Annotated in this window: 22 protein-coding genes; 17 read left to right on the plus strand and 5 right to left on the minus strand. The window is 64.6% G+C overall.

Going from position 1 to position 23350, the window contains the following annotated elements; all coding sequences use genetic code 11:
* Positions 1-44: 44 nt before the first annotated feature.
* Positions 45-518, plus strand: a complete 474-nt coding sequence (locus ACV959_RS06295; protein WP_475739044.1) for a hypothetical protein — start codon at positions 45-47, stop codon at positions 516-518.
* On the opposite strand, the gene ACV959_RS06300 is transcribed toward ACV959_RS06295, so the two are convergent.
* The 4 genes from ACV959_RS06300 to rpsO all read right to left on the minus strand — a co-directional run bounded on the left by ACV959_RS06300 (position 506) and on the right by rpsO (position 5164).
* Positions 506-1576, minus strand: a complete 1071-nt coding sequence (locus tag ACV959_RS06300; RefSeq protein WP_475739045.1) for an AI-2E family transporter — start codon at positions 1574-1576, stop codon at positions 506-508. The two genes, ACV959_RS06295 and ACV959_RS06300, sit on opposite strands and share 13 nt — an antisense overlap.
* Positions 1577-1884: 308 nt before the next feature.
* The gene (locus ACV959_RS06305; protein WP_475739046.1) at positions 1885-2448 is read right to left on the minus strand and encodes a hypothetical protein; all 564 of its coding nucleotides are present in this window, start codon (positions 2446-2448) and stop codon (positions 1885-1887) included.
* Positions 2449-2525: 77 nt separating this feature from the next.
* On the minus strand, positions 2526-4688 hold the full coding sequence (gene pnp / locus ACV959_RS06310) for a polyribonucleotide nucleotidyltransferase (protein WP_475739047.1): 2163 nt from the start codon (positions 4686-4688) through the stop codon (positions 2526-2528).
* Between the two features lie 206 nt (positions 4689-4894).
* On the minus strand, positions 4895-5164 hold the full coding sequence (gene rpsO / locus ACV959_RS06315; protein WP_475739048.1) for a 30S ribosomal protein S15: 270 nt from the start codon (positions 5162-5164) through the stop codon (positions 4895-4897).
* Between the two features lie 232 nt (positions 5165-5396).
* Between rpsO and ACV959_RS06320 the strand changes: the two genes are divergently transcribed.
* Positions 5397-5978, plus strand: coding sequence for a hypothetical protein (locus ACV959_RS06320; protein WP_475739049.1), 582 nt, complete (start codon positions 5397-5399; stop codon positions 5976-5978).
* Positions 5979-5981: 3 nt separating this feature from the next.
* Here ACV959_RS06320 and ACV959_RS06325 read toward each other — a convergent pair whose 3' ends face one another.
* Positions 5982-7757, minus strand: a complete 1776-nt coding sequence (locus ACV959_RS06325; protein WP_475739050.1) for a sodium:solute symporter — start codon at positions 7755-7757, stop codon at positions 5982-5984.
* Between the two features lie 371 nt (positions 7758-8128).
* Between ACV959_RS06325 and ACV959_RS06330 the strand changes: the two genes are divergently transcribed.
* The 15 genes from ACV959_RS06330 (at position 8129) to ACV959_RS06400 (ending at position 23345) form a co-directional block, all read left to right on the plus strand.
* Entirely contained in the window at positions 8129-9187 is a 1059-nt protein-coding gene (locus tag ACV959_RS06330; RefSeq protein ID WP_475739051.1) for an RluA family pseudouridine synthase, read from the plus strand.
* A gap of 131 nt (positions 9188-9318) precedes the next feature.
* Positions 9319-10155 carry an ATP12 family chaperone protein gene (locus tag ACV959_RS06335; protein WP_475739052.1) on the plus strand — a complete coding sequence of 279 codons (837 nt, stop codon included), beginning with the start codon at positions 9319-9321 and terminating at the stop codon, positions 10153-10155.
* A 172-nt stretch (positions 10156-10327) separates the two neighbouring features.
* Positions 10328-10693, plus strand: coding sequence for an NADH-quinone oxidoreductase subunit A (locus ACV959_RS06340; RefSeq protein WP_475739053.1), 366 nt, complete (start codon positions 10328-10330; stop codon positions 10691-10693).
* The gene (locus ACV959_RS06345; RefSeq protein WP_475739054.1) at positions 10684-11271 is read left to right on the plus strand and encodes a NuoB/complex I 20 kDa subunit family protein; all 588 of its coding nucleotides are present in this window, start codon (positions 10684-10686) and stop codon (positions 11269-11271) included. Before ACV959_RS06340 ends, ACV959_RS06345 begins: the two co-directional genes overlap by 10 nt.
* Positions 11272-11411: 140 nt before the next feature.
* A complete protein-coding gene (locus tag ACV959_RS06350; protein WP_475739055.1) occupies positions 11412-12014 on the plus strand; it encodes an NADH-quinone oxidoreductase subunit C in 603 nt (200 codons plus the stop codon).
* A gap of 11 nt (positions 12015-12025) precedes the next feature.
* The gene (locus ACV959_RS06355) at positions 12026-13246 is read left to right on the plus strand and encodes an NADH-quinone oxidoreductase subunit D (protein WP_475739056.1); all 1221 of its coding nucleotides are present in this window, start codon (positions 12026-12028) and stop codon (positions 13244-13246) included.
* On the plus strand, positions 13246-13854 hold the full coding sequence (gene nuoE, locus ACV959_RS06360) for an NADH-quinone oxidoreductase subunit NuoE (protein ID WP_475739057.1): 609 nt from the start codon (positions 13246-13248) through the stop codon (positions 13852-13854). The genes ACV959_RS06355 and nuoE overlap by 1 nt, the downstream gene beginning before the upstream one ends.
* 18 nt (positions 13855-13872) lie before the next feature.
* A complete protein-coding gene (gene nuoF, locus ACV959_RS06365) occupies positions 13873-15177 on the plus strand; it encodes an NADH-quinone oxidoreductase subunit NuoF (protein WP_475739058.1) in 1305 nt (434 codons plus the stop codon).
* Between the two features lie 37 nt (positions 15178-15214).
* Positions 15215-17275 carry an NADH-quinone oxidoreductase subunit NuoG gene (gene nuoG / locus ACV959_RS06370; RefSeq protein ID WP_475739059.1) on the plus strand — a complete coding sequence of 687 codons (2061 nt, stop codon included), beginning with the start codon at positions 15215-15217 and terminating at the stop codon, positions 17273-17275.
* A gap of 22 nt (positions 17276-17297) precedes the next feature.
* The gene (gene nuoH / locus ACV959_RS06375) at positions 17298-18329 is read left to right on the plus strand and encodes an NADH-quinone oxidoreductase subunit NuoH (protein WP_475739602.1); all 1032 of its coding nucleotides are present in this window, start codon (positions 17298-17300) and stop codon (positions 18327-18329) included.
* An 8-nt stretch (positions 18330-18337) separates the two neighbouring features.
* Positions 18338-18826, plus strand: a complete 489-nt coding sequence (nuoI, locus tag ACV959_RS06380; RefSeq protein WP_475739060.1) for an NADH-quinone oxidoreductase subunit NuoI — start codon at positions 18338-18340, stop codon at positions 18824-18826.
* A 46-nt stretch (positions 18827-18872) separates the two neighbouring features.
* Positions 18873-19484 (plus strand): NADH-quinone oxidoreductase subunit J, encoded by a 612-nt coding sequence (locus tag ACV959_RS06385; RefSeq protein WP_475739061.1) that lies wholly within the window; start codon positions 18873-18875, stop codon positions 19482-19484.
* 12 nt (positions 19485-19496) lie between these two features.
* Positions 19497-19805 (plus strand): NADH-quinone oxidoreductase subunit NuoK, encoded by a 309-nt coding sequence (gene nuoK, locus ACV959_RS06390; RefSeq protein WP_475739062.1) that lies wholly within the window; start codon positions 19497-19499, stop codon positions 19803-19805.
* Between the two features lie 7 nt (positions 19806-19812).
* Entirely contained in the window at positions 19813-21837 is a 2025-nt protein-coding gene (gene nuoL, locus ACV959_RS06395) for an NADH-quinone oxidoreductase subunit L (protein WP_475739063.1), read from the plus strand.
* Positions 21837-23345 carry an NADH-quinone oxidoreductase subunit M gene (locus ACV959_RS06400; RefSeq protein ID WP_475739064.1) on the plus strand — a complete coding sequence of 503 codons (1509 nt, stop codon included), beginning with the start codon at positions 21837-21839 and terminating at the stop codon, positions 23343-23345. Before nuoL ends, ACV959_RS06400 begins: the two co-directional genes overlap by 1 nt.
* The last annotated feature ends 5 nt before the right edge of the window (positions 23346-23350 follow it).

Genomic DNA, 23350 nt, shown 5'->3' on the forward strand with positions numbered 1-23350 from the left:
CTGTCGCGCGACGGTAAGTTGACGCCCCGAGAATGCCGCCGAGCATGATCGACCCGGACGACTTTCCTCTTTCCCGTCCCTTGCCTTTCCTCTTGCGGGTCGTCCTGGGGGCGGCGGGGGTCTTCGTCATCGTCGCGCCGGCTTGGGAGTTTCGCGGCGCTTTTGTGCGTCCGGGCTGGATTTCGCTGTTCTTCGCCGCGCTGCTTTTGGGCGCCTGGGCCGTCGGCGGCGCTTTCGTGATGGCCGCGATCTTCGGCGAAGACCAGCGCTGGCGCGTGAAGGACGGCGAAATCGAAATCGCCCGCAAGGCGCTCTTTCGCGAGCGGACGACGATCGTCCGCGGCGCGGACGTCGTCACGACGCGAATAAGGCAGACGGCTTGGGACAGCGGTCCCGAAACATTCAGCGTCGTGATCGCGCTGCGCAATGGCGAGGAATTCGAGACGGCGGGCTTCGAGAAGCGCGCCAACGCCGAGGCGCTGGAGGCGCGGCTGCGCGCGCGCCTTCAACTCGTTTGAACGTCCGCGTCCGCTCTTCTGCGCCAGAGTTCGAGGAGAAGCGTCGATGTCGTCATCGCGATGGGGCCGAGCACGACGCCCGGCGGGCCGAACACATGCAAACCGCCCAGCAGGGCGACGAACGTCGACGCCGTATGCAAACGAAGCGTGTCGCCCACGAGCAGCGGACGGATGAGATTGTCCGCGCTCGCGATGACCACGCCGCCCCACAGGCCCAGCGTGATCGCTTCGCCCCAGCGTCCTTCCAGCGCAAGGAAGATCGTGGCGGGAATCCAGACGACGAATGTGCCCAGAACCGGGACGACGGACAGCAGGCCCATGATGAGCGCCCAGGTGACGGGCGAGGCGAATCCGAGCCACCAGAACATGAAGCCGCCCAGCGCGCCCTGAAGCGCCGCAACCGCGATCGTGCCATAGATGATCGCGGTGATCGTGTTTCGTACCCGCAGGATGATCTTGCGCGTTTCACGGTTCGAGAAGGGCGACAGGCGCAGAATCGTCTCGACGCCCGCGCGCCGGTCGCGAAGGAAAAAAAACAGAAGATAGAAGGAAAGCAGCATCGTGACCGCCTGGCCGGTCGACTGCTTGATCAATGATGCGCCGAAATTGGTGAGAAAGGCGATCGCCCGCCCGATGACTTCCTGAAGGTCGAACTGCGCTTCGAGCCATTCATTGACGCCTCGCAGGGATGGATGCGCTTCAAGTACGCGCCCCCATTTGCCAGCGGCGATTTCGCTCTGGATATAGCCGGCGCCTGCGATCGCCTCGGCGATGAGCCGCTGCGATACCAGAATGAGGGGCGCGACGACGATCACGGCCAACAGAAGCACGGAAATCGCCGCCCCGAGCGACGGACCGGTCAGCGACTCGATCGCGCGATGAGGACGCAGAAAGACGACCGCGAGAATCAGCGCCCAGGTCAGGCTCGACAAAAAGGGCGCCGCGACCAGCGCCGTGACGGCGAGAAAGACTGCCGTGACGCCGACGCGCGCGAGCAGCGATAAGTCCAGCGGTTGACGCGCCGCCGGTCCGGTTTTGTTCGTGTTCTCGTTCGTCATCGCCCGCCTTTCCTCTGCGCGCCCCGAGTTTACACGGCGCCTTGCGCGAACGGAACGCGCGGCTGCCCCGCCGAGTTCGGGGCGACCCTTGCGACGCCGGAACGGCCCAAGCGAAGGCATTCGCCGCCCGCGCCTATCCCTCGTAGCTAGCGCGCGCCGTCGCGGTCAGCTTGGCGACCGCGCAGAGGATTGAAACGGCGATGCAGAGAAGCCGGATAAACATGGCGACCTCCCAAACGGAAAACATTCTGGGAGGATCGAAACGCCATTTTCGCAGGCGCGCTGTGCGGGCGCGCACGCCGGGCGCCTCAGAAGGCGCATTCCTTCGGCAGTTCGGCGTCGGACCAGTCGGCGAGCTGCCTCGTCGTCCCCTTGATGTCCACGGACTTACCGTCCTTCTTGCCCTTGCCGGTCAGAAAGTTGAGATCGCAGTTGTGGCTGGCGTTCGGATCGAGCGTGTCATAGGCGTCGCGGGTGAGGCCCGCCACGATGAATTCCTTGTTGCGATAGACGACCGTGACCGTCTGGCTCCAGCGGTCTCGGCCGATGCCGGTGTTTTCCGATTTGATGAGCAGCGACCCCTTTGCGCTGGTTTCGAGCGAGGGATGTTGCCCCCACATGCCGCCGCTCCACGCCGCGTTTTTCTTGATCAGCGCAGGTTTGACGGGCTTGGCGAGATCGCGTCCGGGCTCCAGCGCGCGATAGATGTATAGGTCTGCGCCCGCATCGCCGTTTTCGACGAGCACGGCGCGGTCGAGGTCGCCGCCCTCGAAGGAGAGCGTCACCGAGGAAATGACGCGGGAATAATCGGGTTCCGCCTGCGCCGAAGCCGCCGCGAAAATGGCCGCGCCCAACATGATCGATCCGCGCATGTCATCGCCCCGCTGGAAATGAAAAGGCCGCCCGACAATGCCGGGCGGCTGGCGTTTCAGCAATGGCGCCGGCGCGATTATTCGCCGCCGGGGGCCGCCGCGGCGGCGGCTTCCTTTTCGGCCTTTTCCTTGGCCTCGAGGTCTTCGCCGGTTTCCTGGTCGACGGCGCGCATGGAGAGGCGCACCTTGCCGCGATCGTCGAAGCCGAGCAGCTTCACCTTCACGCGGTCGCCTTCCTTCACGACGTCGGTCGTCTTCGCCACGCGCTGCTTGGAGAGCTGCGAGATGTGGACGAGGCCGTCCTTGGCGCCGAAGAAGTTCACGAAGGCGCCGAAGTCCGCGGTCTTCACGACCGTGCCTTCATAGATCATGCCGACTTCCGGATCGGAGGCGATGGACTTGATCCAGTTGATCGCCGCCTTGATCGAGTTGGCGTCGGAGGAGGCGACCTTCACCGTGCCGTCGTCCTCGATGTTGATCTTGGCGCCGGTCTTCTCGACGATCTCGCGGATGACCTTGCCGCCCGAGCCGATCACGTCGCGGATCTTGTCGGTCGGGATCTTCATCGTCTCGATGCGCGGGGCGAATTCGCCCAGCTCCGCGCGCGACGTGGTGAGGGCCTTGGCCATCTCGCCGAGGATGTGCATGCGGCCGTCCTTCGCCTGAGCGAGGGCGACGCGCATGATTTCCTCGGTGATGCCGGCGACCTTGATGTCCATCTGCAAAGAGGTCACGCCATTGGCCGTGCCCGCCACCTTGAAGTCCATGTCGCCGAGGTGATCCTCGTCGCCGAGAATGTCGGAGAGAACCGCGAAGCGCTCGCCCTCGAGGATAAGGCCCATCGCGATGCCCGCCGTCGGCGCTTTCAGCGGCACGCCCGCGTCCATTAGCGCGAGAGAGGCGCCGCAGACGGTCGCCATCGACGACGAGCCGTTCGACTCGGTGATCTCGGAGACGACGCGCAGCGTATAGGGGAACTCGGCGGCGGCGGGCAGCATCGGACGGATGGCGCGCCAGGCGAGCTTGCCGTGGCCGATCTCGCGGCGGCCGGGCGAGCCCATGCGGCCCGTCTCGCCGACGGAGTAGGGCGGGAAGTTATAGTGGAGCAGGAAGCGCTCCTTGTAGGTGCCCTCCAGAGAATCGACGAACTGCTCGTCCTCGCCCGTGCCGAGCGTCGCGACGACGAGCGCCTGCGTCTCGCCGCGCGTGAAGAGCGCGGAGCCATGGGTGCGCGGCAGAACGCCGACTTCCGCCACGATCGGGCGCACGGTCTTCACGTCGCGGCCGTCGATGCGGATGCCCGTATCGAGAATGTTCCAGCGGACGACCTTGGCCTGCAATTCCTTGAAGACCTCGGCCACCTGCTCCTTGGTGTAGGCGGGCTCGGAGCCTTCCGGAAAGAGCTCCGACATCACCCTCGCCTTCACCGCGTCGACGGCGGCGTAGCGCTCCTGCTTCACGGTGATCTTGTAGGCCTCGCGGAGCGAGGCCTCGGCGTGCTTCGAGACGGCCGCAGCGATTTCCGACATATCCGGAACGATCAGCTCGCGCGGGTCTTTCGCGGCGCGCTCTGCGAGGCGGATGATGGCGTCGATCACCGGCTGGAAGCCGCGATGGCCAGTCATGACCGCTTCGAGCATGACTTCTTCGGAAAGCTCCTTCGCTTCCGACTCGACCATCAGCACGGCGTCGTGCGTGCCGGCGACGACGAGGTCGAGGTCGGAGAGCTTCATCTCCTCGATCGTCGGATTGAGCTTGAGCTGACCATTGATATAGCCGACCCGCGCGCCGCCGATCGGGCCCATGAAGGGCACGCCCGAGAGGGTGAGGGCGGCGGACGCCGCGACCATCGCGAGAACGTCGGGGTCGTTTTCCATGTCGTGCGACAGCACGGTGACGATGACCTGCGTGTCGCAGCGATAGCCGTCCGGGAAGAGCGGGCGGATCGGGCGGTCGATGAGGCGGGAGACGAGCGTCTCACGCTCCGAGGGGCGCCCTTCGCGCTTGAAGTAGCCGCCCGGGATGCGGCCGGCGGCGAAGGCCTTTTCCTGATAGTTGACGGTGAGCGGGAAGAAGTCCTGACCCGGCTTCGGCGCCTTGGCGGAAACCACGGTGGCGAGCACGGTGGTCTCGCCCCAGCTGGCCATGACGGCGCCGTCGGCCTGACGGGCGACCTTGCCGGTCTCGAGGACGAGCTTGCGCCCGGCCCAGTCGAGTTCTTCACGATGGATTTCGAACATGCTTGGTCTTTCTCACATGACGCCAACGGTTCGTCATGAGCAAGACGGCGAGAGGCTGCGGAGGCGTTGTTCTTGTTTTTCGTCCGCGCAGCGTCCGGCGATCCTGCCATGACGCTCCAGCGTTGGTCTTTCGTTGCGGGCGATTGCGGTCGCCCCTGAAACGCGAAAGCGGCGCAGTCGCAGGCGCCGCTTTCGCAAAGCCTGGGTCAGCGACGAATGCCGAGGCGCTCAATGAGGCTCCGGTAGCGGGCTTCGTCCCGCTTCTTCACGTAATCGAGCAGCTGACGGCGCTGGGAGACAAGCTTCAGCAGGCCGCGACGCGAGTGATTGTCCTTCACATGCGTCTTGAAGTGCTCGGTGAGGTTGGCGATGCGCTCCGTGAGGATCGCGACCTGAACCTCGGGAGAGCCCGTGTCGTCCGCTTTGGTGGAATATTCCTTGATGAGCGCCTGTTTGCGCTCGGCCGTGATCGACATCCGTCTTTATCCTTTTTGTTGGGAAGCCGTCCGCAGGGAGCGGCCTTGGCCGGGATGTCGTCCAGCGAGGTCGCTTCGAAGCGGCGCCGCCCGGCTGGGCCGGGCGTGCGGAGCGTCTTATAGCAGAAAATGCTGCGAAGGATAGGGGGCCGGGCGCGCCGCGGCGTGCGCCGGCGCATGGCGCGGCGCCGCGCTTCCCGCCACTTTCCTCCGGCAGGGCGGGAGAGTCGAGATGAGAGGTCATATCATCTGGTTGGCGGCGCTTTGCGCGATCGGCGCCGCGTCGCCGGCGCGCGCGGAAGAAGCTTCGTCGGCCTCTACGAAGGTCGACGTGAGAAAAGACTGCAAACACGAGCCGGGCCGGGCCGAAGAGGATTACGGCGGCTGGCTCTGCAAGGGCTACGCCGCCGCGCCCATGTGGCTTGGCGCCGGCGACCAGCGCATGTTCGTGAGCTTTGGTCGGCGGGCGAAAGACGAACCCGCCGCGAGCGAGACCCTCGCGCCCTTCAACGACTTTTACGAAGGCGTCGTCGAATGGCGGCTCGCGGCGGGCATGCCTTTCGCGGCCATCATGCGCTGGAACTACAAGACGCAGGCCGACCGGGAGGACCGCAAGGCGACCGGACGCGCGCTGGTCGTCACGCGCCTGCCGCCGGGGCCGGTGCGCCACGTCGGCTATGTGGACGCCCGCGCCAATGCGAACGCCAACGCCCTCGCGCGCCAAATCGCCGATGGACATGCGCGCGGTTTCGTCTGCGGAAAGGACAAGCCGGTCATTCTCGGCGCGGTCGGACGCGGCGCGGAATTCCGCTAGGCGTCAGGCGCCCTTGTCTGGCGCGACGATCTGCCCGTCGCCGCGCAGCACGCGCCTCACGAAAGCCGCGGCATGGGGCTTTTCGCCGTCGGAGGCGAGCCCTGAGACGACGCCCGCCGCGGCGCCGAGCGTCGCGCCCGCGAGGGAAGCGAGGGCGTAAACCTCGAACCGAACCGCTGGCCCGGCGACGACAAGCGCCGCCGCGAGACCGGCGGCTCCGGCGGCGAGCGCTGCGAATGATTCGCGGTCGCCGGCGCGGGTCCAGAAAGCGAGGGCCACCGATGGCGCGACGCAGGCGGCCGCGACCGCCAGCGCGAGAGCGACGAGCGCGCCCGGCGTCGCGAGTTGGGTGACGCTGGCGACATATCCGAAGGTCGCGACGACGACGAGCGCCAGCCGCGTGATGGCGAGGCGCCGGCTCGTGAGGTCCGTCTCGCCGCGCAGGCGATAGAGCGCGTCGTGCCCCAGAGCGGCGCCGCAGGCCTGAAGGCCCATCGCCGACAGAGCGAGGCCGACGGCCGCCACCGCCGAGGCCAGCAGTCCGGAGGCTGCGGCGCCGAGGTCGGCGACGCCGGGCAGGGCCCCGAGCAGATAACTTCCATCGACTGGGCGAATGTCGCCCGCGCTCAGCGGCGTTCCCGGCGCGATCTTCTGCGCCGCGCAGGCCCGCTGGGCCTGGGAGGGCGTGCCCGCCGCCGCGCCGCAGACGGCGACGAGTCCCCGTCCGCTTGCGGCGTAGATCGGCTCCGGAAGCCGCTCGGCCGTCTGGCCCGAGACGGACGCCGCGAGGGTCAGCGCCGAGGCGGCGACCGCCGCCGCGACCAGGAGGGCGAAAATTAAGCTCCAGGCGAGCGCCGCAAAGCCCGAGGCAAGCGCCGAATCGCCGTCTTCCGTCGTCACGGCCGGCGCCATAACGGGCGCCAGCGCCGCCATCCCCATCGCCACCGCGATGGTCGCGCCGAGTTCGACCTCGACGCCCATCGGCGCCGGCGCGATCCGCCACTGAGAGAGCAGCGACGCCGCATCGCTCCAGCCCGCACCGCCGAACAGGCCCACCGGCAAATCGCCCGTCACGCCGAGCGCTGCGATCGGCCAGCCAAAGCCGAGCAGCGCAACCCCCGCCGCGGCTGCGGCGGTCCAGATCGAGCCGCCCAGTCCGCCCGGCCCGGCGATGACGAGTCCCGCCGCCGCCACGGCGAAGGAGGCGAAGACGCGGCCCGCCCCGGCGAGATCGACGAGCGCCTCCACCGCCATCAGGCCGCCCGCAACAGCGAGAAGGCCGGACGAGAGCGCGACCGCCGCGATCAGTCCGAAGCGCGGCGCCGCGCCGGGAAAGCGCGCGGCGAGCAGACCCGAGAGAGAAAAGGCCCCCGACCGGCGCAACAGCGGGCCGAGGAAAAGCGCGGCGACCGCCAGGCCGAGCAACGCGCCGCCTATGACGCCGAGTCCCCAGGAGCGCCCCGCGAGCCGGGTCGCGAAGGGCAGCAGAAGCGCAATCGCGACGCCGGCGTTGGCGAAGCCGGAATAGGCCGCGGGCGTCCCGCGTTCCGCTGCATAATAAAAGGAGACCCGCATCGAATGCAGCAGGAAGCCCAGGGCCGCGAGCGCGAGGACCGTGAACCAGGGCGAGGCGGCCGCCACGAAACGCTCCGGCGCGCCAATGCGGTCGAGCAGGGCCGCGAAGCCGTAGGCGAGCAGGAAGCTCGCCGAGACGAACGCGATGCGGGCGTCGAGAATGGCGCGGTCGAACAGAAAGGCTTCGCCGGAACGCTCTCTCATGTCTTGGCTCTCACGGGATGGATGCGCAAGAGACTAACGGAGGCGGGGAAAGGGGGGAAGAGCGCGGGGAGAAGCTTGTTCGCGAGCCCTCGCCACGAGAGATCAGCCCGGATCGAGCGCCCATGCTGGTCATGCCGCCCGATCACGCCGCCCGCCGTCGCGCCCCTGTCGCGATCCGCGCACTGCTTTTGCTCAAGCTTTCGTCGGCGCCGGCGCCTCGGGCGTCGTCATCACGATGGAATAGGCGGGGGCCCTTCGCCAATCCTCCGGAGGGCCGGACGGCGCGCGCCGCCATCGACAAGCGGGCGCGCATTGGTTCATAAGGCGTCCATGCCGGTTTCTTCTGTTTTTGCGCGCCCCCGGGGCGCGGCATGAGCGCTTCCGAGGCCAAGGGCGCGGGCGTGACCACGATCGTCGTCACGGAGGACGAGGCGGGGATGCGCGTCGACCGCTGGTTCAAGCGGCGTTTCCCCACGCTCGCCCTTTCCCATCTCGCGAAAATCTGCCGGAAGGGCGAAGTGCGCGTCGACGGCAAGCGGGTGGAGACTTCGACGCGGCTCGAAGAGGGTCAGAAGGTCCGCGTGCCGCCGCTCAGGATCGAGGCGCCCGCGAGCCCCGCAGTGAAACGCGCCGCACCGGAGGACGTCGAGGCGATCCGGGCGATGACGCTGTTCGAGGACAAGGACTTGCTCGTGCTCGACAAACCTTACGGGCTCGCGACGCAGGGCGGCTCCGGCCAGAAGCGTCATATCGACGGGATGCTCGAATCGCTCGCCAGGGGCGACTCGCGCCCCGTACTCGTGCATCGGCTGGACCGCGACACCTCGGGCGTTCTGCTCGTCGCGAAAACCCGCCGCATGGCGGCCGACCTCGGCGAAATCTTCCGCTCCCGGCAGGCCAGGAAGATTTATTGGGCCTTGGTCGAGGGCGTGCCGAAGCCCGCGCAGGGCAGGATTTCCCTCTATCTCGCCAAAGGCGCGGGGATGGAGCGCGCACGGGGGGCGGGCCGCGACCTCGAAAAGATGCGGATCGCCAAACATGGCGAGGCCGACGCCCAGCACTCACTGACCTATTACGCCATTGTCGACAAGGTCGCGCCGAAGTGCGCCTGGCTGTCGATGAAGCCGCTGACCGGCCGGACCCATCAGCTGCGCGCCCACGCCGAAGCGATCGGCCATCCCATCTTCGGCGACCCGAAATACGGCCACTGCCCGGAAGACGACGCGCGCCGCCGCGATCCGCTGCGCGCCATGCCCGAGGGGCTGGAGCGCAAGCTCCACCTGCTCGCGCGCCGGCTCGTGCTGCCGCATCCGAAAGGCGGCGTTCTGGACGTCACCGCGCCGCTGCCGCCTCACATGCAGAAAAGCTGGGAGTTGTTCGGCTTCGACGTGAAGCAATACGACCCGATCGAAGAGGCTCCGGACGCTTAGCCATCAACCGGCGCCTCACCCGCCATGGCCGCACTTGTCCCGGGGGCCGTGCCGCGCGTTGCCCGCGACAGGCGCGGGCATGACTTGAGGGGCCTTGCTGGATGAGGGCCCCGTTTCCGAGGAACTGAGAGATGCCCAACGAACCCACCGGCTTCGACGCCGACTTCTTCGTTCCCGAGAGCGAGCGCGATCCCGTCAAGGCGGCGCGCGATCCGGCCCGTCCGTTGCCCAAGCGCTTCTATAAGGAGGCGGGGGTCGGCGAGGCCGAGGGCGGCTTTTCGGTCCTGCTCGACGGCCGTCCGGTCAACACCCCGGCCAAGCGTCGCGTCATCGTCCCGTCGCGCGACCTCGCCGACGCGCTCGCGGCGGAATGGGCGGGGCAGGGGGAGCGCGTCGACCCGTCGACCATGCCTTTGACGAAACTCGTCAATTCCGCGAGCGACGGCGTCGCGCGGCAAATGGCCGAGGTCGAGGCCGAACTGGTCAAATACGCCGGCTCGGACCTGATCTGCTATCGCGCGGGGGAGCCAGAGAGCCTTGCTGCGGCGCAGAGGGCCGCCTGGGATCCGCTCCTCGCCTTCGCCCGCGACAGGCTGGGCGCCCGGATGACGCTCGCGGAGGGCGTGATGTTCGCGGCGCAGCCGGAGGAATCGGTCGCTGCGCTCGCCGCCGCCGTGCGCGCCCATGTCGGGGAGGGCGCCGCCGCGTATCTGCGGCTGGCGTCCCTCCATGTGATGACGACCCTCACCGGCTCGCTGATTCTCGCCCTCGCTAAGGCGTTGAATGAACTGGAGCTCGACGCCGCCTGGGCTGCGGCCCATGTCGACGAGGACTTCCAGATGCGGGCCTGGGGAGAGGACGCCGAGGCGCTGGCTCGCCGCGCGGCGCGATTCAGGGAGATGGCGGCGGCCGCTTTCGTTTCGCAATGCGTCGGGGAGCGCCCGGAAAACGGGCGGCTTTGTCGATAATTCGTCGCCCCTGCGACGAAATCGACCATAACGGCGGCGCGACCGTCCTTGTCTCTTGCTTTGCACAAGGGGCTTTGTTACGGAACCGGCGGCCTGGAGCTTTTCCAAGTTTGAAGCTCCCGCGAAAGCGGCCTTCGCCCCGCCGCAACGTCGGACCGACCGGACACGACCCATGCCGATGCTGCTCGAACAATATCTGCCGCTGGCGATCTTCATGGCGTTATCCGCCATCATCGCCGGCGCGCTGCTCGTCGCGCCCTTTCTCCTCGCCTTCAAGGCGCCGGACCCGGAGAAGCTTTCCGCGTACGAGTGCGGCTTTAACCCGTTCAACGATTCGCGCATGAAATTCGATGTGCGCTTCTATCTCGTGTCGCTGCTCTTCATCGTGTTCGATCTCGAGGTGGCCTTTCTCTTTCCCTGGGCTGTCGCATTTAAGGACGCCGGGTCGTTCGGTTTCTGGTCGATGATGGTTTTCCTCGGCGTGCTGACCGTCGGCTTCGTCTACGAATGGCGCAAGGGAGCGCTCGAATGGGATTGATCGCGAACGAGGGCCATCAGACGCTGGTGGCGCCGCAGCCCAAGGGCCTCATCGATCCGCGCACCGGCAAGCCGGTCGGGTCTGACGATCCCTTCTTCCTCCAAATCAACGAAGAACTCGCCGACAAGGGCTTCTTCGTCACGGCGACCGACGACGTCATCAACTGGGCGCGCACCGGTTCGCTCATGTGGATGACCTTCGGCCTCGCCTGCTGCGCGGTGGAGATGATCCAGGCGGCCATGCCGCGCTACGATCTCGAACGCTTCGGCTTTGCGCCGCGCGCCTCGCCTCGTCAGTCGGACTGCATCATCATCGCCGGCACGCTGACGAACAAGATGGCGCCGGCGCTGCGCAAGGTCTATGACCAGATGCCGGAGCCCCGCTACGTCATTTCCATGGGCTCCTGCGCGAACGGCGGCGGCTATTACCACTACTCCTATTCGGTGGTGCGCGGCTGCGACAGGGTGATCCCGGTCGATGTGTACGTACCGGGATGCCCGCCGTCGGCCGAGGCGCTCGTCTACGGCATGCTGCTGCTGCAAAAGAAGATTCGCCGCACGGGCACGATCGAACGATAAGAGCCGCGATGGCGGGCCGCCGTCATTGCGGGGCGCGAGGCGGCGAGAGGATCCCTGCGGCGGCGGGCGGCTCTGGAACGCTCCGATCGCGAGGACGGGGAAAATTGGGCGCCGCGCGCGCCTCTGAACGGGGTTGACAAATGTCGGCTGAATTGGAAGCTCTGGGCGCGCGGATCGGCGACGCGCTTCCGGGCGCGGTGACGGAAGCGAAGGTCGCCTATGGCGAACTGACCATCACTGTCGCGCGCGAACGGTGGTTCGAGACGGCCGCCTATCTGCGCGACGATCCCGAATGCCTTTTCGTCAATATCATCGACGTGACGGCCGCCGACTATCCCGAGCGCGAGGAGCGCTTCGAGGTGGTCGCGCATCTTCAGTCGCCCAAGCACAATCGCCGGATCCGCATCAAGACCCCTGCCTCGGAAGAGACGCCCGTCGCCTCTCTGGTTCCGCTGTTTCCTGGCGCCGACTGGTACGAGCGCGAGACCTACGACCTCTTCGGCGTGATCTTCGCAGGTCATCCGGACCTGCGCCGCATCATGACGGACTATGGTTTCGACGGTCACCCGCTGCGCAAGGACTTCCCGATGTCGGGCTTCGTCGAGGTGCGTTATGACGACGAGCGAAAGCGCGTGGTCTACGAGCCGGTTCGGCTTCAGCAGGAATACCGCAATTTCGATTTCCTCTCGCCGTGGGAGGGCGTGAAATACGACCTGCCGGGCGATGAGAAGGCGAGCAAGTGAGCGCGTCGCAGATGAACGACCAAACCATCGCCCCCGCCAAGCCCGACTCCCAGGGTATGCGCAACTTCAACATCAATTTCGGCCCGCAGCACCCGGCGGCGCACGGCGTTTTGCGCCTGATTCTGGAACTCGACGGCGAAGTCGTCGAGCGCGTCGATCCGCATGTCGGCTTCCTCCATCGCGGCACGGAGAAGCTGATGGAGGCGCGCACCTATCTTCAGAACGTGCCCTATTTCGATCGGCTCGACTATTGCGCGCCGATGAATCAGGAACACGCCTTCTGTCTGGCGATCGAGCGGCTGCTCGGCGTGGAGGTTCCGCGCCGCGGCCAGCTCATCCGCGTCCTTTACGCGGAAATTGGCCGTCTGCTGTCGCATCTTCTGAACGTCACCTCGCAGGCGATGGACGTCGGCGCGCTCACCCCGCCGCTGTGGGGCTATGAAGAGCGCGAGAAGCTGATGGTGTTCTATGAGCGCGCGTCCGGCGCGCGCATGCACGCCAATTATTTTCGCCCCGGCGGCGTCGCGCGCGATCTGCCCGATCAGCTGGTCGAGGACATCGGCGCCTTCTGCGATCCGTTCCTGAAAGTCTGCGACGATCTCGAAGGGCTGTTCATCGAAAACCGCATCTTCAAGCAGCGCAACGTCGACATCGGCGTGATCTCGCTGGAGGACGCGTGGAAATGGGGCTTTTCGGGAGTCATGGTCCGCGGCTCCGGCGCGGCCTGGGATCTGCGCAAGGCCCAGCCCTACGAATGCTACGAGGAGATGGAGTTCGACATCCCCGTCGGCAAGAATGGCGATTGCTACGACCGCGCCGTGATCCGCATGGAAGAGATGCGCCAGTCGACGTACATCATGAGGCAGTGCGTCGAAAAGCTGATGCGCGCCGACGGCCGCGGCCCGGTGCTGACGCCGAACCACAAGATCACCCAACCGTCGCGCGGGGAGATGAAGCGCTCCATGGAAGCGCTCATCCACCACTTCAAGCTCTTCACCGAGGGCTTCCACGTGCCGGCCGGGGAGGTCTACGCCGCGGTCGAGGCGCCGAAGGGCGAATTCGGCGTCTATCTCGTGTCGGATGGCGGCGACAAACCCTACCGCTGCAAGATTCGCGCGCCGGGCTTTGCGCATCTTTCGTCCATGGATTTCCTGTGCAAGGGCCACATGCTCGCCGACGTCTCGGCGATCCTTGGCTCGCTCGATATCGTCTTCGGGGAGGTCGATCGCTAATGTCCGTCCGTCGTCTCGCCGAGCAGCAGCCCGAGAGCTTCGAATTCACGCCCGAGAATATGGCGTGGCTCGAAAAGCAGATCGCCAAATATCCGGACGGCCGTCAGGCCTCCGCAGTCGTGCCGGCCCTGTGGCAGGCGCAGAAACAGAACAATTACTGGCTGCCGAAGGCTGCGATCGAGAAGGTCGCGGAATTGCTTGGCATGCCGAAGATCCGCGTTCTCGAGGTCGCGACCTTCTATACAATGTTCAACCTCGAACCGGTCGGCAAGTATTACATTCAGCTCTGCGGCACGACGCCCTGCATGTTGTGCGGCTCCGACGATCTCATCAAGGTGCTGGAGCGCCGCGTCGGCCCCCAGCGCAAGGTCACGGCGGACGGCCTGTTCTCCTGGCTTGAGGTCGAATGCCTCGGCGCCTGCTGCAACGCGCCCATGGTGCAGATCAACGACGATTATTACGAGGATCTCACAGCTGAGAACTTTGAGAAATTGCTCGACGATCTCGCCGCCGGGCGGCCGGTGAAAACCGGCTCGCAGAAAGGGCGCGCATCCTCGGAGCCCGAGGGAGCGCTGACCAGCCTCACCTCGCTTTACGGCAAGAAATAAGCGGAGGGAAAGAAAACCATGCTCTCCGATTCCGATCGCATTTTCACCAATCTCTACGGCCTCGGCGACCGTTCGCTCGCGGGCGCGCGGGCGCGCGGCCAGTGGGACAACACCAAGGCGCTGCTCGCCAAGGGCCGCGACAAGATCATCGAGGAAGTGAAGGCCTCGGGCCTTCGCGGACGCGGCGGGGCCGGATTCTCGACCGGCCTGAAATGGTCCTTCATGCCAAAGGAGGTCGATCCCAAGCGGCCGCATTACCTCGTCATCAACGCGGATGAATCCGAGCCGGGCACCTGCAAGGACCGCGAGATCATGCGCAACGACCCGCATACGCTGGTCGAGGGCGCAATGGTCGCGAGCTTCGCCATGGGCGCGCACGCCTGCTACATTTACGTTCGCGGCGAGTTCATTGCGGAGCGCATCGCGCTGCAGAAGGCGGTGGACGAAGCCTATGAGGCGAACCTCATCGGCAAGAACAATGTCCACGGCTATCCCTTCGATCTCTACGTGCATCACGGCGCCGGCGCCTATATCTGCGGCGAAGAGACGGCTCTCATCGAGAGCCTCGAAGGCAAGAAGGGCATGCCGCGCCTGAAGCCGCCGTTCCCCGCGAACGTTGGCCTCTATGGGTGCCCGACGACCGTGAACAACGTCGAGTCCATAGCCGTCGTTCCGACGATCCTGCGTCGCGGCGCCGGGTGGTTCGCGGGGATCGGCAAGCCGAACAACACTGGCACGAAGCTTTTTTCGATTTCCGGCCACGTCAACAGGCCGTGCAATGTCGAAGAGGCGATGTCCATTTCGTTCCGCGAACTGATCGACACGCATTGCGGCGGCGTCCGCGGCGGCTGGGACAATCTGCTCGCGGTCATTCCGGGCGGCTCGTCGGTGCGCTGCGTGCCGGCGCATCAGATCATCGATTGCCCGATGGACTTCGACAGTCTGGTCAAGCTCGGCTCGGGCCTCGGCACGGCGGCCGTGATCGTGATGGACAAATCCACCGACATCATCCGCGCCATCGCCCGCCTCGCCTATTTCTACAAGCACGAGAGCTGCGGTCAGTGCACGCCCTGCCGCGAGGGCACCGGCTGGATGTATCGCGTCGTGCAGCGCATGGTCGAAGGCCGCGCGCACAGACGAGAAATCGACATGCTTTTTGACGTGTCGAAGCAGATCGAGGGCCACACCATTTGCGCGCTCGGCGACGCCGCCGCGTGGCCGATCCAGGGCCTCATCACCCATTTCCGCGACGTGATCGAGCAGCGGATCGATCAATACACGGCGAACCCGCACCCGGAGCCGTTGCGCGAGGCTGCTGAATGACCATGAACATGCGCGTTACGACTTCGGAGAGAGCGAAGTGACCAAGATTCTCGTCGATGGCGTCGAAGTGGACGTGCCGCCGGAATACACGCTCCTGCAGGCGTGCGAGGAGGCGGGCGCCGAGGTTCCGCGCTTCTGCTACCATGAGCGCCTGTCGATCGCCGGCAATTGCCGCATGTGCCTCGTAGAGGTGAAGGGCGGACCTCCCAAGCCGCAGGCTTCTTGCGCCATGTCTGTGAAGGATCTGCGTCCGGGCCCGAACGGCGCGCCGCCGGAAGTTCTCACCAAGTCGCCGATGGTGAAAAAGGCGCGCGAAGGCGTGATGGAGTTTCTGCTCGTCAACCATCCGCTGGACTGTCCGATCTGCGATCAGGGCGGCGAGTGCGACCTGCAGGACCAGGCGCTGGCCTTCGGGGGCGATTCCTCTCGTTTTCACGAGAACAAGCGCGCGGTCGAGGACAAATACATCGGCCCTCTCGTAAAGACCGAGATGACCCGCTGCATCCATTGCACGCGCTGCGTCCGGTTCACGGCCGAAGTCGCCGGCACCGGCGACATGGGCGCCATCGGCCGCGGCGAGGATATGGAGATCACGACCTATCTTGAAAGCGCGATGACGTCGGAGCTTCAGGGCTGCGTGGCGGATCTTTGCCCGGTCGGCGCGCTTCTGCCCAAGCCGCAGAATTTCCGCGCGCGCCCGTGGGAGTATCAGAAGACCGAGACGATCGACGTCATGGACGCGCTGGGTTCGGCGATCCGCGTCGACTCACGCGGCCGCGAGGTCATCCGCATTCTTCCGCGCGTGAATGACGCGGTGAACGAGGAATGGATTTCGGACAAGACGCGTCAGATCGTCGACGGCCTGAAAACTCAGCGTCTCGATCGCCCCTATGTGCGCGACAATGGCCGTTTGCGGCCCGCGACCTGGCAGGAGGCCTTCGAGCGCATCGCCGCCAAGCGCAAGGCGACAGCGCCCGCGCGCACGGGCGCGATCGTCGGCGACCTTGCCGCGGTCGAAGAAATTTTCGCGCTCAAGCTGCTGATGCAGCAACTGGGGTCGCCCAATCTCGATTGCCGCCAGGATGGCGCGCAGCTCGATCCCAAATTCGGCCGCGCGTCCTATCTCTTCAATGCGACGATCGCCGGGATCGACGAAGCCGACGCGCTGCTCATCGTCGGCTCCAATCCGCGCAAGGAATCGCCGGTGCTCAACGCCCGAATTCGCAAGCGCTGGTTGCGGGGCGATTTTAAGATTTCCCTCGTGGGCGAGAAGGCCGAGCTGACCTACGAATACGATTATCTTGGCGCGGGTCCCGACTCGCTCCTTCGGTTTGTTCAGGAAGGGAGGCCGGCCGGGAAGCTCCTCGTGATCGTCGGACAGGGCGCCGTGTCGCGTCCCGATGGCGACGCCATTCTGGCGCTGTCCGCGCTCGCGGCGCAAAAGCTCGGCGGACTTCACGACGGCTGGAACGGCTTTTCCATTTTGCACACGGCCGCGGCGCGCGTGGGCGCGCTCGACCTTGGTTTCACGCCGGCGCGCGATGGCTTGGGCGCCCTCCACATGGCGAAGGCCGGGGCGATGGACCTCGTCTTCGCCCTTGGCGCGGACGAGATTGCGATCGAGCCGGGCGCCTTCGTCGTCTACATCGGAACGCATGGCGATCGCGGGGCGCATCGCGCCGACGTGATCCTGCCAGGGGCCGCCTATACGGAGAAGTCAGGTCTCTATGTGAACACCGAGGGGCGCGTCCAACTCGCTTCGCGCGTCGTCTTCCCGCCTGGCGACGCTCGCGAGGACTGGGCGATACTACGCGCCTTGTCGGCTGCGATCGGACAACCGCTGCCCTTCGACTCCTTGTCGGAGTTGCGCCGCAAGCTCGTCGCGGCGCATCCGCATTTCGGCCGCATCGACCAGATCGAGAGAAGCGATGCGAGCGACATCGCTCGACTGGCAACCCATCCCGCCGTCGCCATGAAGGACGCGTTCGTTCCGGCGGTCGGCGATTTCTATCTCACCAATCCGATCGCGCGCGCCTCGGCGGTCATGGCGGAATGTTCGGCCCTTGCGCAGGGCCGGCTGAAGCAGGCGGCGGAATAGGAGCCCAAACGTGACCGACTGGATGAACGCCATCACTGCGTACCTGGCGGAAAGCCCTGTTCTGCTCGCGATCGTCAAGAGCGTGCTCGTCGCGGTCGCGCTCTTGATCTATGTCGCTTATGTCATTCTCGCCGACCGCAAGATCTGGGCGGCGGTGCAATTGCGGCGCGGCCCGAACGTCGTCGGGCCGTGGGGTCTTCTTCAGAGCTTCGCGGACTTCATCAAATTCGCGATCAAGGAGCCCGTTATCCCGGACACCGCGAATAAGGGCATCTTCCTGTTCGCGCCGTTCATCATGGCGACTCTTTCCATCGCCGCCTGGGCCGTGGTGCCGGTTTCCGACGGCTGGGTCGTTAGCGACATCAATGTCGGCATTCTTTATATTTTCGCGCTGTCGTCGCTCGGGGTCTACGGCGTGATCATGGGCGGCTGGGCGTCTAACTCCAAATATCCGTTTCTCTCGGCGCTCCGCTCGGCGGCGCAGATGGTGTCTTACGAAGTGTCGATCGGCTTCGTCATTATTACCGTGCTGCTCTGCGCCGGATCGCTGAACCTGACCGACATCGTGAGGGCGCAGGACACGCCATATGGCATGGCAGGGTGGTATTGGCTGCGGCTTTTTCCGATGTTCATCATCTTCTTCGTTTCGGCGCTCGCTGAAACGAACCGCCCGCCGTTCGACCTCGTCGAAGCCGAGTCCGAGCTCGTTGCAGGCTTCATGATCGAATATTCGGCGACGCCCTATGTGCTGTTCATGCTCGCTGAATATGTCGCGATCTGCACCATGTGCGCGCTGCTGACCATTCTGTTCTTCGGCGGCTGGCTTCCGCCCGCCAATATCCCGCCCTTTACCTGGGTTCCCGGCGTGATCTGGTTCATTCTGAAGGTCAGCTTCTTCTTTTTCTTCTTCGCCATGGTCAAGGCGTTCGTGCCGCGCTACCGGTACGATCAGCTGATGCGTCTCGGTTGGAAAGTGTTCCTGCCGATCTCGCTCGTCATGGTCATCGTCGTCGCCGCCGTGCTGCAGTTTGGCGGCGGAGCAGTCGCGAGCTGAGGGCTATCATGAGACTGGACCAAGCCGCAAAGTCGCTTTTTTTGTCGGAGTTCGTCGGCGCCTTCCTTCTGTCGATGCGGTATTTCTTCAAGCCGAAGGCGACGATCAACTATCCGCACGAGCGTAATCCGCAATCGCCGCGCTTCCGCGGGGAACACGCGCTGCGTCGCTATCCAAATGGCGAGGAGCGCTGCATCGCGTGCAAGCTATGCGAGGCGATCTGCCCCGCTCAGGCGATCACGATCGAGGCCGGACCGCGCCGCAACGACGGTACGCGCCGCACCACGCGCTACGACATCGATATGGTGAAGTGCATCTATTGCGGCTACTGCCAAGAGGCGTGCCCAGTCGATGCGATCGTCGAGGGGCCGAATCAGGAATTCGCGACGGAGACTCGCGAGGAGCTCTACTACAACAAGGAAAAGCTCCTTGAGAACGGCGCTCGCTGGGAACGCGAAATCGCGCGCAACATCGCGCTGGATTCGCCCTACCGGTAAATGACTGAAACGAGCGGCGACGGATTCGCCCGCTCTTCACGAGAGGATGAGAGCCGTGGCGGCTTTATTTTTCTATATCTTCGCGACGATCATGATCGCGTCGGCCTGCGTGGTGATCTTCGCTCGCAATCCCGTGCATTCGGTGCTGTTTCTCATCCTCGCCTTCTGCAACGGCGCGGGGCTCTTCCTTCTTGCCGGCGCCGAATTTCTCGCGATGATCCTGATCGTCGTATATGTCGGCGCGGTTGCGGTTCTTTTCCTCTTCGTCGTCATGATGCTCGACGTGGATTTCGCCGAGCTCAAACAGGGCTTCACGAAATATCTTCCTGTCGGCGCGGCGGTCGGCGTGGTCGTTCTCGCGGAACTCGGCATGGTCGCGCTTGGATGGCAGCCGTCTGTTTCGTCGAAGGACCTCGTCGAGACCCCGATCGCCGCGAATATCTCGAACACCGCAGCGCTCGGCCAGGTGCTCTATACGAAATATGTGATCTTCTTCCAGGCTTCGGCGCTGGTATTGCTGACCGCGATGATCGGCGCGATCGTGCTGACGCTGCATCACAAGCCGAATGTCAAGCGGCAGAAGATCGAAGAGCAGAACGCCCGGACGGCCAAGACGGTCGTCGAATTGAAGAAAGTTCCGTTCCGGACCGGCGTTTAACGAGGAAAGTCCATGACCATCGGCCTCACTCATTACCTCGTCGTCGCCGCGATCCTGTTCACGCTCGGCGTCGCGGGGATCATCCTCAACCGCAAGAATATCATCGTCATTCTCATGTCGGTCGAGTTGATCCTCTTGTCGGTGAACCTCAACTTCGTCGCCTTCTCGCAGGCGCTCGGAGATCTCGTCGGCCAGGTGTTCGCCCTTTTCGTGCTCACCGTAGCGGCCGCCGAGGCGGCGATCGGTCTCGCGATCCTCGTCGCCTTCTATCGCAACCGCGGCACTATCGCGGTCGAAGACATCAATACGCTGAAGGGCTGATCACACGATGATCCAGGCAATCGTCTTCCTGCCGCTGCTCGGCTTCCTGATCGCGGGCGCCTTCGGGCGCAAGATCGGGCCGCGCCCTTCGGAGCTCGTCACGACAGGGCTCCTTTTCGCGTCGGCCGCCATGTCGTGGATAATTTTCTTCGACGTGGCGCTCGGCCACAATCACGGCTTCACTCCGGTGCTCGCCAACTGGATGACCGTCGGCGCGCTGAAGGTCGATTGGGCGCTACGCGTCGACACGCTTACGGCGGTCATGCTCGTCGTTGTAACGACGGTCTCGAGCCTCGTGCATCTCTATTCGATCGGATATATGCACGAAGATCCGTCCCGGCCGCGTTTCTTCGCCTATCTGTCGCTCTTCACCTTCGCCATGCTCATGCTGGTGACGGCCGACAATCTGGTGCAGATGTTCTTCGGCTGGGAAGGCGTCGGTCTCGCTTCCTACCTCTTGATCGGCTTCTGGTACGAAAAGGCGTCGGCCTGCGCCGCCGCCATCAAGGCCTTCGTAGTCAATCGCGTCGGCGATTTCGGCTTCGCGCTCGGCATCTTCCTCGTCTTCCAACTCACGCAGTCGCTCTCCTTCAATGAGGTCTTCGCCGCAGTGCCTGGCCTCGAGGGCAAGCCGATCCACATTTTCGGCATGGACGTCGACGCACTGGAAATCGCGGCCTTCCTGCTGTTCATCGGCGCGATGGGCAAGTCGGCGCAGTTCTTCCTGCATACCTGGCTGCCGGACGCGATGGAGGGTCCTACACCGGTTTCCGCCCTCATTCACGCCGCCACCATGGTGACCGCGGGCGTCTTCATGGTCGCCCGTCTGTCGCCTATCTTTGAACACGCCCCCCATGCAGCGGCCTTCGTGACCGTCATTGGCGCAGTGACCGCCTTCTTCGCCGCCACGGTGGGTCTCGTTCAGAACGACATCAAGCGCGTCATCGCCTATTCGACCTGCTCGCAGCTTGGCTACATGTTCGTGGCGGAAGGCGTGGGCGCCTATTCCCTTGGCGTGTTTCATCTCTTCACCCACGCTTTCTTCAAGGCGCTGCTCTTTTTGGGCGCCGGCTCGGTCATCCATGCGATGCATCACGAGCAGGACATGCGAAACATGGGCGGACTACGGAAGGATATTCCCTTCACTTTCGCGATGATGACGATCGGCACGTTGGCCCTCACAGGGGTCGGCATCCCGCATACGGAGATTGGCTTCGCCGGCTTCTTCTCGAAGGACGGCATCATCGAAGCGGCTTACACGGCGAGCGCGCATAGCACGGCGGCCCTGATCGGCTTCATCTCGACCGTCGTCGCAGCCGGCTTCACCTCTTTCTATTCTTGGCGCCTCGTGTTCATGACCTTCTTTGGAACGCGCAAGGAGCATGGTCACGGTCACGATGCGCATGCGGCCCATGAGCATGACGATCACGCGCATGACGATCATAGCCATGGCCATGGCGATCACACGCCGCACGAGTCGCCGCTCGTCATGCTGATCCCGCTGGCGGTCCTCGCTGTCGGCGCCATCGGCGCGGGCTTCGTCTTCGAGCCGGACTTTGCAGGCCACGCTTACGACGAGTTTTGGAAGGGCGCGCTCTTCACTGGCGAGCACAACCACATCCTGCACGCGATGCACGAGATCCCGAGCTGGGTTGGCTTCGCGCCCTTCAGCATGATGGTTCTGGGCTTCCTGCTGTCGCTCTATGTCTATGTGCTGAAGCCGGGCCTGGCGCCGAAGATCGCGGGCGCTTTCCCGCGCCTCTACCAGTTCCTGCTCAACAAGTGGTATTTCGACGAGCTCTATGACGCCATCTTCGTGAAGCCCGCCTTCGCGATTGGGCGTTTGTTCTGGAAGGGCGGCGACGGCGCGATTATCGACGGGCTCGGTCCCGACGGCGTGGCTGCGCGCGTCGCGGACGGCGCCAAGATCGCCGTGCGTCTCCAGACGGGCTACATCTATAACTACGCCTTCGCCATGCTGATCGGCGTCGCGGCCATCATCACCTATTACGTCGCCGGAGGGCTGCGCTAATGTTCGGGTTCGGCATTCTTACCGGCCTTACGTTTCTTCCGCTTGTCGGCGCCGCCTTCCTGCTGACGCAGAGGGGCGAGGACGACGCGACGCTCCGCAACATCCGTTGGGCAAGTTTCTTCACGACGCTCGCGACCTTTGCGCTGTCGGTCTATGTCTGGATGGGCTTCGATCCCTCGAACGCCGCCTTCCAGTTCGTGGAAGAGAAGAATTGGCTCGGCTCGGGCCTGACCTACAAGATGGGCGTCGACGGCTTCTCCATGCCGCTCGTCCTGCTTACAACCTTCATCATGCCCTTCGCGATCGTCGCCTCCTTCGAGTCGGTTACGAAGCGCGTGAAGGAATATTTCATCGCCTTCCTCGTGCTCGAAACGCTGATGATCGGCGTCTTCTGCGCTCTTGACCTCGTCCTCTTCTACCTTTTCTTCGAGGGCGGCCTCATTCCGATGTTCCTGATCATTGGCATCTGGGGCGGCAAGCGGCGCGTCTATGCGAGCTTCAAGTTCTTCCTTTACACGCTCGCCGGCTCGCTCCTGATGCTCATTGCGATCCTCGCGATGTATAATCAGGCGCACACGACTGACATCACTGTTCTGCTCAAGACCGACTTCCCGAAGGAAATGCAGACCTGGCTGTGGCTGGCCTTCTTCGCGTCCTTCGCGGTGAAGATGCCGATGTGGCCGGTGCATACCTGGTTGCCCGATGCGCACGTGGAGGCGCCGACGGCAGGGTCGGTGATCCTTGCCGCCATCCTGTTGAAAATGGGCGGCTACGGCTTCATCCGGTTCTCACTCCCGATGTTCCCGGACGCGTCTGCGTCGTTCGCGCCGCTCGTCTATGCGATGTCGGTCATCGCGATCGTCTATACGTCGCTCGTCGCCCTCGTGCAGGAGGACATCAAGAAGCTCATCGCCTATTCGTCCGTCGCTCACATGGGCTACGTGACCATGGGTCTTTTCACGATGAATCCGCAGGGCGTGCAGGGGGCGATGTTCCAGATGATCTCGCACGGTTTCGTCTCGGGCGCGCTCTTCCTTTGCGTTGGCGTCATCTACGATCGGATGCACACGCGAGAGATCGCGGCCTACGGCGGCCTCGTGAACCGTATGCCCGTCTACGCCTTCGTCTTCATGTTGTTCACGATGGCGAACGTCGGTCTGCCGGGCACGACGGGCTTCATCGGCGAATTCCTGTCCCTCGCCGGCGCTTTCAGGGCGAATAGCTGGGTTGCGCTCATCGCCACGAGCGGCGTGATCTTCTCCGCCGCCTACGCACTTTATCTTTATCGCCGCGTGGTCTTCGGGGCGCTGGAGAAGGCGAGCCTGAAGGACATCATGGACCTTACGCCGCGTGAAATGATCATCTTTGCGCCGCTCGTCGCGCTGACGATCTATTACGGCGTGGCGCCGGGCCAGATTCTCAGCGCCACCCAGGCTTCGGTCGACAACCTGATCCAATCCCATACGGCCCTTCTCGAAGCGGTGAAGCTCGCCGCCGCGGGTCAATGAAGGAC

This window comes from Methylocystis sp. Se48 (assembly GCF_056269425.1).